At 64.5% G+C, this 13217-nt stretch carries 7 protein-coding genes; all 7 read right to left on the reverse strand.

Annotated features, from left to right (window positions below):
• Positions 1-99 precede the first annotated feature (99 nt).
• Positions 100-1329, reverse strand: a complete 1230-nt coding sequence (locus MOK15_RS07280) for an SGNH/GDSL hydrolase family protein (RefSeq protein ID WP_242930987.1) — start codon at positions 1327-1329, stop codon at positions 100-102.
• Between the two features lie 490 nt (positions 1330-1819).
• Positions 1820-4729, reverse strand: a complete 2910-nt coding sequence (locus MOK15_RS07285) for a TonB-dependent receptor (protein WP_242930988.1) — start codon at positions 4727-4729, stop codon at positions 1820-1822.
• Positions 4730-4916: 187 nt separating this feature from the next.
• Positions 4917-7628, reverse strand: a complete 2712-nt coding sequence (galB, locus tag MOK15_RS07290; protein WP_242930989.1) for a beta-galactosidase GalB — start codon at positions 7626-7628, stop codon at positions 4917-4919.
• A 27-nt stretch (positions 7629-7655) separates the two neighbouring features.
• On the reverse strand, positions 7656-9122 hold the full coding sequence (locus MOK15_RS07295) for a mannitol dehydrogenase family protein (protein WP_242930990.1): 1467 nt from the start codon (positions 9120-9122) through the stop codon (positions 7656-7658).
• Positions 9119-10540, reverse strand: coding sequence for a glucuronate isomerase (uxaC, locus tag MOK15_RS07300; RefSeq protein ID WP_242930991.1), 1422 nt, complete (start codon positions 10538-10540; stop codon positions 9119-9121). Before uxaC ends, MOK15_RS07295 begins: the two co-directional genes overlap by 4 nt.
• Positions 10537-11829, reverse strand: a complete 1293-nt coding sequence (locus MOK15_RS07305) for an MFS transporter (RefSeq protein WP_242930992.1) — start codon at positions 11827-11829, stop codon at positions 10537-10539. Before MOK15_RS07305 ends, uxaC begins: the two co-directional genes overlap by 4 nt.
• Before the next feature lie 121 nt (positions 11830-11950).
• Complete coding sequence (gene manD / locus MOK15_RS07310; protein ID WP_242930993.1) at positions 11951-13162, reverse strand: D-mannonate dehydratase ManD; 1212 nt, start codon at positions 13160-13162, stop codon at positions 11951-11953.
• Positions 13163-13217 lie beyond the last annotated feature (55 nt).

Here is a 13217-nt window from a genome sequence, read left to right on the forward strand (position 1 = left end):
GATAGGGTGACACCCCTCCGTCTGGCCTGCGGCCAGCCACCTCCCCTACAAGGGGAGGATGGAAAAACCGACATTCCCCCCGCCCCCCCTCCTCAACGCCTAATCAAACAGGTTCAGCGCTATCGCCTCCCCCATCGCGCGATACCCCTCCGGCGAGGGATGCAGCGCATCGCCGCCGTCATAGGCGGGCAGCAGGCGGTCGGGTCGCGCGGGGTCGCGGGTTATGCGGTCGAAGTCGATCACCGCGTCGAAATGGCCCGGCGTCCTGATCCAGGCGTTGACCGCCTGCCGGTCGGCCTCATTGCGCGCATCGGCATGATAATAATCATTGCCGATGAAGGGCATGACCGTCGCGCCGATCACCTTGATCCCCCTGCCATGGGCGCGGGCGATGATCTGGCGATAGGCGCCGATGATGCGGGCGACATGGGCCTGATGCGCCGCCGCGCTCACCGGCGCGTCGCGGGTCAGGGTGCCAAGGTCGTTGATCCCTTCTAGCAGGATGAGGTGGGTGACGCCCGGCTGGGCGAGGACGTCGCGGTCGAGGCGCGCCAGCGCATTGGGGCCAAGGCCGTCGTTCAGCAGGCGGTTGCCACCGATCCCCTGATTGACGATAGCGATGTGGCGGCGCTTGGGATCGGCCTGGAGCCGCTGCGCCAGCCGATCGGTCCAGCGGTCGTTGCCGTTGGTGGTGGAGCCCCTGCCGTCGGTGATGGAATCGCCCAGCGCAACGATGAGTTTAGCGGGCGCGCAACGCTCGACCTCCAGCGCGGCGAGGTTGAACCAATGGTCGAAACTGGCCGCGCCGGTCATGGTGTCGTCGGTCAGATGATCGCCGGGCAGATGCCAGGAGGTGGCGCGCGATCCGGGGTGCGACGTCTGTTCGGGGTCGCCCTCATAGCGGATCGACACGGCGATATTGTCGAGCGCCTGCGTCGGGAGGGCGACCGGATCGGAGAGATAGTCTGCGCCTGCGGGGACCAGCACATCGGGCTTGCCGTCGAAGCGCAGCGAGATGAGCGTGGCGGGATCGACCGCTGCGGAGGCGGCGCTGCGCGCGCGGGCGATGCTGGCGCCGGCAATGCGCAGCGGCTTCGTGCCGGCGAGGTTGGAGAAGCGGACGCGCAGCCGGTCGCCGGAGATGGAGGGGCGGACGATCTGGCGCAGCGTCTGGTCCGCCAAGGTGCCGGGCGGAAGCGCGGCGTCGCCGGTGGGCAGGAATTGGGAGGAAGCCCAGCCCGCGACCCAGGTCGGCGTGCAGACCTTCGCCTGAGTCGGCGTCGCGATGAGGGCGAGTGGAAGGCAGAAGAGAAGAGAGAGACGCACCATCGTCTTCCTTTGCAAGGTCACAATCAGGTCACAGCCGGAAAGTTCACACCGTCGCAGGTTCCGTTTTCTCGGACTTTTTTGCGGAAAAGGCGACGGGAATGCGACGCGGACGCCACTCCCGCGCGGCCATGACGCGACAGATGCGCGCCATGAACGCAACAGTCACGCGCCACCTCGATCACAGCGACGCGACACCTGCGATACAGGGTGCGCCGCCTCTGCGGGAAGCGGGTGAACGAAGAGGCCGGATGCGGCAGGAGCATATTGTTGTCATGGAACAGGATTGACCAAAATAAATCCAACATTGGAAGGATTTTCTCCTGCCGGCGTCAGCCCTGCCCGGCGTAAAGAAAAGGTGCCTATGCCGTTTGCCAACCCGCTTCCCAAATGTGGGGACGGGAGCAAGCCATAAGAAAATCCTCCCCTGTAAGGGGAGGATAAAATAGGGCCGGCGTTGCGACCGGCCCTTGAGGATATCCCTGGGGGAGGATCAGAAATTCGCCCGGATGCCGGCCATGACCGTGCGGCCGGGATAATAGACCGAGTAAGGGGCGTTATCATATTCGAAGAGGGTGCGGATCGGCTCGTTGGTGATGTTGAGCGCATCGAGCGTCAGGCGCACGCCATTGTTGAGGAAAGGCAGTTGATAGCCGGCCGACAGGTCGAGCTGGCCACGGGCGGCCGAACGCAGCGATGCATTCTGGATGCCGTTCTGCGGCCGGTTCACGGCGATCGCCTTGTCGTTCCAGACATAGTTCAGGCTGAACGACAGACCGTGATTTTCGTAGAAGCCCTGAAGGTTATACGAGTATTTCGAAACGCCGGTCGCAACCAGGCCCGATGAGGAGGACTGGTCGAGATAGGTGCCGTTGGCGGAGAAGCCGAGGCCCTTCACGAGGAAATCGAGCGGCTGGACCCAGGTGACTTCCAGACCCTTGATCTTGAGGTCCCGCAGATTGACCGGACGGTTGACGGTTATCAACTGGTCCGCGATCGGAACGCCTGGCCTGCCCGGAACGCTGATCGTGCGCGCTTCCATAGCTTCACGCTGCGTAGACAACAGCGTATCGAACGGAATGCCCAGTGAACCGAACGTCCTCTCCTCGCCCAAAGTCACGGAAAAGCCTTGAATGTTTTTCATGAACAGCGAAAGGCCGATATAACCAATGCCACCGGTGTAGATTTCGCCACCCACATCATAATTGTCCGACGTGTAAGGCTGCAAATTCGGGTTGCCCGCACTTGCGACAAGCGCCGAAGGATCGGAGAAAGTGATGCCCGGCAGAATCTGGCCAGCATCGGGCCTGGTCATCGTGCGCGAGGCTGATGCGCGCAGCTTCACATTATCCAGGACATCATAGGTCAGGTTGATCGAGGGCAGGAAGTTTTCATATGTCGAGCCTGCCGTGAAATCGACCACGCTTCTGTCAGGCAGTTGCGTCGGTGCGACGACGAACTGCCTGGTCCGCGCATAACGCATACCTGTGTTGATATGCAGGTCACGACCGGCAATCGTGGTGACACCGTTCAGTTCGAAATAGGCGCCCCAAACCTTTTCATCCATATCGCCGGTCGCTCCGCCAGTGACCGCACCGATGGCTTGAGGCGCGCTGTCTCGGTAGCTGGCATAATTGGTCGCCTGTTTGATCGCATCGAAATCCGGGCGGATATATTGGGTGAAACCGATATCGCCGCTGGCCAGATGACCGAAATTGCTGGTCGATCCAGGGCTGAGATAGCCCGGGATCGCGCTGGTCGGAATCGAGCCTGTATTACCGAAACAGTCCGAGCCGCAGACAGAAGTCTGGTAATTCTGGCTGTTGTCATAGGCACGGATCGTCCGCTGCGCCCGGTCATAGGCGGCACCGACCTTTACGTTAAACATCTCATCACCATAGGTGACGTCGAGATGCGCGCCCTTGGTCTCGGTCGTGCGGCGCACCAGCGCGACATTCTGGCGATACCATCGCCAAAGACCGTTATTGGGATCGTTCAGATCGACATTGGTGGTGATCGACGGATAGTCGCCCTTGCCCGTATTGTCGTAATAAACGTCAACGCCCGATTGCGGCGCTGTCTGGAAGGCCCAGGTCGGCTGTTCGCGGAAGAAGCGGCTCTTCGACCAGTTGGCGCTCAGATCAACCTTGAGCATGTCGCTGGGCTGCCAACTGACGCTGGGGTTGATGTTCCAGAATTTCGTCGTCTGTTTGAACTGGCTCGCTTCCAGGAAGAAGGAGGAATTGGCGAAGGTGCCGCTGGTGACGACGCCATTATCGTCGACGGTCAGGTCGATCGGAATCATGCCACCCGTGGATGTCGCGCTGGTACCGGGGCCGGAATTACGTACCTGCCAGTTCATGATGAGCCGGTCATAATTGCGCTTGGACTTGGCCCACAGGCCGTCGAGGGCGAAATGCAATTCGTCGCTGGGGCGCCATTCGAGCGAGGCGAGCGCCGAGATGCGCGAACGATCACCCTCCGTCAGCGCCTGACGACCAAGGCGGGGGATGAGCGCGGTGCTGAGCTGGTCGCGCGTCAGGCCCGATGTCGCTACGACATCGACCGGTTGGCCGGCGACGAGGCCATGACCGGCATTATTCGGCACGACCGAAGCGTAGGAGAAATTATTGCCGCCCGGATCGCCAGCCCCCAGATTGCCATCGGTGTAACCCAGCGATTCAAAGCCGTCGACGCGGGTCTTGGTCTTCACGCCGGCGACACCCAGCAGGATGCCGAAGGTGTCGCTGGTGTGGCTGGCGACGATCGCGCCGCGCGGGCTGATCCTGTCATTGCTGTCGGTGTACTGGCCCTGCGCCACGACGGTGACATGGGTGCCCGGCTTGTCGAAGGGACGCGCGTTGCGCAGGTTGACGGTGCCGGCGATGCCGCCCTCCAGCGTCGAGGGCGACGGGCTTTTCGCCAGGTCGAGGCGGGTGAAGAGTTCGGAGGGGAAGAAGTCGAGATCGACTTCGCGGTTGGCGCTGCCGCCGTTGGTGCCGCCGTCGGACGCGACCTGAAGCTGCGATCCGTTCAGCAATACGCGGGTGAAGCTGGGGCCAAGGCCACGGATCGCGACCTGGGTGCCTTCGCCGTTGATGTCGCGGTTGAGGCGAACGCCAGGCATCCGGTTCAGCGTTTCAGCGAGGTTGGTGGCGGGCAGCTTGCCGATATCCTCCGCGAAGATCGAGTCACCGAAGGCGACGGCGTCCTTCTTGGCATTGGTCGCGCTCTGGAGGCTGCCGCGGATGCCGGTGACGACGATGTCGGCGACGTCGCTGTCCTGCTGCGGCGCGGTGGTGGTGGCGTCGACCTGCGCCAGGACGGCATGCGACAGCGTCAGCGAGCCGAGCGCGGAGGCCGCGAACAGCGCGATGCGAAAATGGCGGTTGCGTGAAGACATGAGCATTTCCTCTCCCTGAGCGCGGCTCCCGACTCTCCGGTGAGCTTCAACTGGTAGCGCTATCAATAGCGCTTGGATATACGCCGTGTCTTTTTTGTCAAGACACAGCGTTTAGCGCTGGTGGTAACGGTATATTTTTTTTGGTGACTGTGTGAAAAATGCGCCGGAAGACACATTCCCCAAACCCTTATCGAGTGTGGCCCGATGTCGCGATTTCCACCTGCGCTTCGGCCAGACCCGCCGCGCGGGCGCGCACCACGATCCTGCCGGCCCGGCCCGGATCGCCCTTCACGATCACCAGCGCGAGGCCGTTGAACGCGGCGCGCTGGTGCGAGGGGAAGGCGGTCATGTCGGTCGGGTCGCCATTGTCCGTGGCGACGATTGCGCCCGGCCCTTCGATCGAGAAATCGATCTGCTGCTTGGCGGCGGGGACGACATTGCCGTCCTTGTCCAGCACCCGGAGCGTCACGAAGCTGAGGTCGCGGCCGTCATCGGCGATGGCGGACCGGTCGGCGGCCAGCGACAGCTTGGCCGCCTCGCCCACGGTGCGGACCGTCTCCGTCGCCCAGGGCTGCCCCTTCTTCCAGGTGACGACCTTCACCTCGCCCGGCTCATAGGTCACATAGTCCCAGCGGAAGCGATATTCATAGTCGCGCTTCTTGATCTTCCCCTGTGACTTGCCGTTGACGAACAGCTCCGCCTCGTCGGCCGAGGAGAAGACATGGACCGGAGTGACCTGCCCCTCCCGCCCCGGCCAGTTCCAATGCGGCAGGATATGCGCGAATTTCAGGTCCGGCCGCCAGCGCGCCTGGTAGAGCCAGAAGCGATCCTTGGGGAAGCCGGCCAGATCGACGATGCCCGAATAGCTGCTGCGCGAGGTGTAATAGGGCGTCGGCTCGCCCAGATAGTCGAAGCCGGTCCAGACAAATTCGCCCGCGACATAGGGGTTCTGGTCGTCGGCCGCCCAGACCCGGTCGGCGGACGAGCCGAAGTCGGAGGCGTGCAGTTCATAAGCCGACACCTGATGCGTGTCGGGATTGCCGCCCGACCAGGGGCGCACCGGCCCGCTGATCGCGCCCGCGACCGGGAACATATATTCGCCCCGGCTGGAGAGCGCGGAGGCGCTTTCGGTGCTGAGGATCATCTTGTCGGGGAATTTCGCGCGGAAAGCGGGATATTGGCCGACGATGCCGCGTATCCCCGCGCCCTGATAGTTGAGGCTGATGACGTCCACCTTGGTCGGCAGCAGCATGTCCGCCTTGGCATAGTTCATCGCGCTGGTCGCGGGGCGGGTCGGGTCTTCCTCATGCGCGATGGCGACCAGTTCGCGGCCGATCTTCGCGCCCGGTTCGCCGTCATATTGCTCGCCGACCTCGTTGCCGATGCTCCATAGGATGATCGAGGGATGGTTGCGGTCGCGGCGCAGCATGGCGCGCGCGTCAGCCTCGTGCCAGTCGGGGAAGATCAGGTGGAAGTCGTGCGGCGTCTTCTTCTTTTCCCAACTGTCGAACACCTCGTCCATCACCAGGAACCCCATCTGGTCGGTGAGTTCGAGCAGTTCGGGCGCGGGCGGATTGTGGCTCATGCGGATGGCGTTGGTGCCCATGTCGCGGAGGATTTCGAGCTGACGCTGGGCCGCACGCCGGTTGAAGGCCGCGCCGATCGCGCCCAGGTCATGATGATTATTGACCCCGCGCACCGGGATATGTTCGCCGTTGACGATCACGCCCTTGTCGGGATCGAACCGGATGTCGCGCACGCCGAACCGGGTTTCGTAACTGTCGATTGACCTGCCGCCCTGCGTCACGGTGGAGACGGCGACATAGCGGTTGGGCTGCTGCGTCGGGGGCGGACCCCATAGGCGCGGACTGGAGAGGATGGTCGAGCCGTTCAGCACCGCCTTGGCGCCGGGCGCGATGCTGGCGGACTGGCGGGGGATGCTGGCGACGGGGCGGCCGATGCGCTTGCCGTTCGCGTCCAGCGCATAGAGGGCGGTCGCCACCTCCACCTGCGCGGGGGTGTCGCCGTCATTGTCGAGGGTGAGGCTGAGGGCGACGGTCGCCTGGTCCTTGCTGACCTGGGGCGTGCGGACGATGCTGCCCCACTGGCCGACATGGACCTTGTTCGTGGTCGTCAGATAGATGTCGCGATAGAGGCCGCCGCCCGGATACCAGCGCGCCGACGCCTGCGGATTGTCGAGGCGGATCGCAAGCTGATTGCGCGCGCCCGGCACCGCATAAGGGGTCAGGTCGAGGCGGAAGCTGTTATAGCCATAGGGCCAGCCGCCCACGAGCTTCCCGTTCAGCCATACGGTGGCGTAGGACATCGCCCCTTCGACATCGAGGAAGAGGGATTTGCCCTTGTCGCTCGCCGGAATGTCGAGCGCCTTGCGATACCAGCCGATGCCCCAACTGGGCAGGCGGCCCATGCCGCCATAGGGGCCGTCCTTGATGAACGGCCCGGCGATCGCCCAGTCATGCGGCAGGTCGACATGGGTCCAGCCGCTGTCGTCGAAATTCGCCTGGACATAGGGCACGTCGCCGCCGGGATTGCCCGCCGGGCGGACATGATGCTTCGCCGGGTCGTTGATGAAGGGATTGGCGCTGGGGAGAATCCAGGGCTTCAGAACCTGCGTCCCGCTGTCATCCACCTTCACGGCGGCGTCGGGACGGGCGTCGGCGACCTTGCCGTCGCCCGTGTCCTCTATGGGAGGGCGAACATCATAGCGCAGGTCGGTGGTGAGGCCCGCCGGATCGCCTTTGGTAAAGCGCCAGTCGCGGCTGATCGACACGCTGTCGCGGGCCAGCGCACCCTGCGCGAGCAGGCAGCCCGCGAGCATGATCGCCCATGCGGAGGGTGCCCATAGCCGATCGGATCGCGATATCGTGATGGTCGTCATGGGCACCTTCTGCTTGGGAGTGTCGTGTCAGGCCGTAAAATGGCCGAGCGCCGCGCGGGCACCGTCACTTTCGAGGATGGTCAGCCAGCGCGTGAGCGCGCCACGGAAAGCCTCGCTGTCTGCCAGAGCCGGCGGCACCACCGCGTCGAAGGCAAGGATCGCGGCGACGCGCGCCTCCGGCGTGGCGGCACCGGCCAGCGCGGCGGCGATGGCGTCGGCCAGCGGATCGTCCACGACATGAGCGTTGCCAAGATCGTCCCGCCCCGCCTGCCAGCGAACCCAGGCAGCCACCGCGAGCGACAGGGCATCGATCCCCTGCCCCTTGTCGAGCCGCGCGGCGATGGTGGCGAGCAGGCGCTGGGGCAGCTTCTGCGATCCGTCCATCGCGATCTGGCGGGTGCGGTGCTTGAGCGTGGGATTGTCGAACCGGGCCATGAGGTCGCGGCGATAGGCGGCGACATCCAGTTCGAGCGGCGGCGAGAGGGTGGTTTCCGCCTCGTCCCAAAGGCTTTCGACGAAGAGGCGCGCTTCGGGCAGGGCCAGCACTTCATGGACATGGTCGATAGCGGCCAGGCCGCCTAGGTAGGCGATGCCACTATGCGACCCGTTGAGCAGGCGCAGCTTCGCCTCCTCCCAGGGGGCGACCGCCGCCGTCACCTGAACGCCTGCGCCGAAATCGGGGCGCGGGCCGCAGAAACGATCCTCTATCACCCATTGGAGGAAGGGTTCGGTCTTGACCATGGCCTGATCTTCCAGGCCGAGGCGCATCGAAAGCGCGGCGATATCCTCCGCCGTGGTGGCGGGGACGATGCGGTCGACCATGGTCTGGGGGAACGCCCCCTCCCCCGCGATCCAGTCGGCAAGGTCGGCGTCATGGCGGCGCGCCAGTTCGATCACCGCATCGCGCAGCCGCGTGCCGTTATGCGGCAGATTGTCGCAACTGATGGCGGTGAAGGGCGGCAGGCCCGCCGCGCGCCGGGTGGCCAGCGCCGCGACCAGATAGCCCGGCGCGGTCTGCGGATTGTCCAGCGAGGCGATGTCGGCGGCGAGTTGCGGGTCGTTTTCAATCAGCGCGCCGGTGGCGGGATCGAGCTTATAGCCCTTCTCCGTGATGGTGAGCGTCACGATATGGGTGTCGGGCGAGGCGAGCGCGGCGAGCAGCGCCTGCGGATCGTCCGGCGCGACGATCACGCGCTGCACCGCGCCGATCACCCGCGCCTGCTCGGCCGATCCGTCGCGCACCAGCATGGTGTAGAGGCCGTCCTGCGGCGCCATCTGGTCGCGCACCCGCGGCGATCGCAGCGAGGCGGCGGTGATGCCCCAGCGCAGGTCGCCCGCGTTCAGCGCATCGTCGAACACCACCGCCTGATGCGCGCGGTGGAAGGCGCCGATGCCCAGATGCACGACGCCGCTGGTGACGGCAGCGCGATCATAAGCGGGGCGGACGACATCGGCCGGCAAGTCGGGAAGCGCCTTCGTGGACAGGCGCGTCACAGCTTGTACGCCTTCTTCACCAGATCATAGGCGAGCGCATGGGCGACTTCGAACGCTTCATCCGCCTCCAGCCGATGTTCGGCGACGAGCTGGGCAAGCCAGGCGCAATCCATGCGGCGGGCGACGTCATGACGCGCCGGGATCGACAGGAAGGCGCGGGTGTCGTCGTTGAAGCCGACCGTATTGTAGAATCCCGCCGTCTCCGTCGCGCGCTCGCGGAAGCGGCGCATCCCTTCGGGGCTGTCATGGAACCACCAGGGCGGACCCAGCTTGAGCGCGGGATAATGGCCGGCGAGCGGGGCCAGTTCGCGCGAATAGACATCCTCGTCCAGGGTGAAGAGGATCAGGGTCAAGCGCGGGTCGTTGCCGTAAAGGTCGAGCAGGGGCTTGAGCGCGGACACGAACTCACCGGCGGTCGGGATGTCGGCCCCCTTGTCCTTGCCGAAGCGGGCGCGCACGCCGTCATTATGGTTGCGGTGGACGCCCGGATGCAGCTGCATCACCATGCCGTCCTGGGTCGACAGGCGCGCCATTTCGGTCAGCATATGGCCGCGGAACAGTTCGGCCTCCTTGGCCGTGGCGGGGCCGGTCGTGACCCTGGCGTAGAGCGCCTCGATCTCTTCGCGCGGCAGGTTGGCGGTGAAGGCGGACGGGTGGCCATGGTCAGTGGAGGTGGCGCCCGCCTCGCGGAAATCGGCGCGGCGCTTTTCATGGGTGCGCAGATAACCCGCATAGCTGCCCGCATCCTCGCCAGCCATGGCGCAGAAACGCTGCACATTGTCGATGAACTTCGGATCGTCCGGGTCCAGCACCGGGTCGGGGCGATAGGCGGTGACGACCTTGCCGCTCCAGCCCGACGCACGGAGCGCGCGATGATGGTCGAGCGGATCGAGCGGTCCTTCGGTCGTGGCGATCACTTCGATATTATAGCGTTCGAACAAAGCGCGCGGACGGAAGGCGTCGGTCTTCAACGCGGCGTCGATGATGTCGTAATAATGGTCGGCCGTCTCCGGCTCCAGCCGCACGTCGATGCCGAACGCCTCGGCAAAGACCCAGTCCAGCCACATGCGCGAGGGCGTGCCACGGAAGAGGTGATAATTGGCCGCGAACCGATGCCAGATGGCGCGCGGATCACCTGCCGTCGCGCTGCCGTCGATCGTGGGGACGCCCAGTTCCTCCAGCTTCACGCCCTGGCTGTACAGCATCCGGAACACATAATGGTCCGGCACGATCAGCAGGTCGGCGGGATTGGCGAAAGGTTCGTCATAGGCGAACCAGCGCGGATCGGTGTGGCCATGGGGGCTGACGATCGGCAGATCCTTGACCGTGGCGTAGAGCGCGCGGGCGATGTCGCGCGTTTTCGGGTCGGACGGGAACAGGCGATCGGGGTGAAGACGGAGGGGTTTGGTCACGGTCATGCTCCTTTGACACCGGCTGTGCCACCGGTGGCAACGACCTGATAGCGCGGAATTATGAGATGAATAGTGCAAAGTGCGACTAGGTAGGCGCAGGCGGCAACGATGAAGATCGGCTGGAAGCTGCCGACCGTTTCCAGGATGGCGCCGGCGAATTTCGCCATCATCATGCCGCCGATCGCACCGGCGAGGCCGCCCAGCCCCACGACCGATCCCGCCATCCAGCGCGGGAAGACATCACCGGGCAGCGCGTAGAGATTGGCGGAGAAGCCCTGATGCCCGGCGCAGGCGAGGCCGATCAGGCCGACCGCGACCCACATATTGGGCGAGTAGGTGGCAAAGGCGATCGGCACGGCGCAAAGCGCGGCGAGGAACATGGCGCTCTTGCGCGACCGGTTGATGCTCCAGCCCCGGCCGATGAAGCGCGATGAGGCCCAGCCGCCCGCCACCGACCCGACATCGGCCAGCAGATAGACGGCGATCAGCGGTGGACCGAAGTCCAGCATCTTGACGCCATATTGCTTGTTGAAGAAATCGGGCAGCCAGAAGAGGAAGGTCCACCAGACCGGATCGATCAGGAAGCGGCCCGCCATATAGGCCCAGGTCTGGCGCAGGCGGAACAGGGTCGCCCATTTGACGGCGCGCTTTTCTTCGACGGGATCGGTTTCGATCCAGGCCAGTTCCTCCGCCGAAAGGCTCTTCTTCTCGCGCGGGCGGCGGTAGAAGGTCAGCCAGGCGGCGAGCCAGACCACGGTCAGCAGGCCGGTCAGGATGAAGGCCCAGCGCCAGCCGAGCGTCACCGCGATGATCGGCACCACCAGCGGGGTCAGGATCGCGCCGACATTGGACCCGGCATTGAAGATGCCGATGGCCAGCGCCCGTTCCTTCTTGGGGAACCATTCGTTGGTCGCGGCGATGGCGGCGGGGAAAGTCCCCGCCTCCCCGATCGCCAGCGGAATGCGCGCGAACAACATCCCGGCGGTCGAGGTGAAGAAGATATGCGCGACATGGCCGATCGTCCACAGCGACACCGCCAGCGCATAGCCCGCGCGCGCGCCGATCCGGTCGATCAGCCGGCCGAAGACGACATAGGAAATGCCGTAGCCCGCCTGGAACCAGATGGCGAGGTCGGCATAACCGCTCTCGCTCCAGCCATAGCGGGCCTGAAGATCGGGCTTGAGCGTCGGCAGCACCAGCCGGTCGATATAGCTCAGCACCACCGCCGCGAAGAGCAGGCCGCAGACGATCCAGCGGATTTTACCGGAGGGTTTGGGGATGGGGACGGTAGTCATTGCCCGCTCCAAAAATACTTCGTCATCCCCGCGAAAGCGGGGACCCATCTCCCGACGTTGCGACGAAGGATAGGGTGGGAGATGGGTTCCCGCGTTCGCGGGAATGACGGATGGTGGGCCATCACCAGCTATGCATGGTGCCGTCTTCGAGCCGGTTCACCGGCAGGAAGGCGCGACTATATTCGTACTTTGCGGCCAGTTCCTCGTCGATCTCGACGCCCAGGCCCGGCTTGTCGCCCGGATGCATCATGCCGTCCGCGAAGCTATAGGCATGGGGGAAGACCGCGTCCGTTTCCGGGGTATGGCGCATATATTCCTGAATGCCGAAATTGGGCACGCTGAGGTCGAAATGCAGCGCTGCGGCCATGCAGACCGGCGACAGGTCGGTCGCGCCATGGCAGCCGGTGCGGATCTGGTAGAGGTCCGCCAGCGCGGCGATGCGGCGCAGATGGGTGATGCCGCCGGCATGGACCACGGTCGCGCGGATATAGTCGATCAACTGGTTCTGGATCAGATCCTTGGCGTCCCAGATCGAGTTGAAGATTTCGCCCACGGCCAGCGGCGCGGTGGTGTGCTGGCGGATCAGCTTGAAGGCTTCCTGATTTTCCGCAGGCGTCGCATCCTCCAGCCAGAAGGGGCGATAGGGCTCCAGATCCTTGCCCAGACGACCCGCCTCGATCGGGGTCAGGCGGTGATGGATGTCGTGCAGCAGATGCACGTCCCAGCCCAACGCCTCCCGCGCTGCCTTGAACAGTTCGGGGACGACCCGCATGTACTTGCTGGTGCTCCAGACATTTTCGGTCGGCAGGTCGGCGTCGGCCGGTTCGTAGAAATATTTGTCCTTCGACACGCCATAGGTCGATGCCATGCCGGGCACCCCGCACTGGATGCGGATCGCCTTGTAACCCTGCGCCTGATAATCGAGCGCGACCTTGACCGTATCCTCGATCGTGGTGCCGTTGGCATGGCCATAGACCATCACGCCCTCGCGGCTGGCGCCGCCCAGCAACTGGTAGACCGGCAGGCCCGCAATCTTGCCCTTGATGTCCCACAGCGCGGTATCGACGGCGGCAATGGCGGACATGGTGACGGGACCGCGACGCCAATAGGCGCCCTTGTAGAGATACTGCCAGATATCCTCGATCCGGTGCGCGTCCCGGCCGATCAGGCAGGGGATGACATGGTCGGTCAGATAGCTGGCGACCGAGAGTTCGCGGCCGTTGAGCGTCGCGTCGCCCAGGCCGTAAACCCCCTCGTCCGTCTCGATCTTCAAGGTCACGAAATTGCGGCCGGGCGATGTGACGATCACCTTGGCGCCGGTAATGATGGGCATAGAGACTCCTAAATTGGTAAAGCCAATATCTGACTATTCCGAAATTACGTCAACA

It is taken from the genome of Sphingobium sp. BYY-5 (assembly GCF_022758885.1).
In the GTDB taxonomy this organism is placed as follows: Bacteria; Pseudomonadota; Alphaproteobacteria; order Sphingomonadales; family Sphingomonadaceae; genus Sphingobium.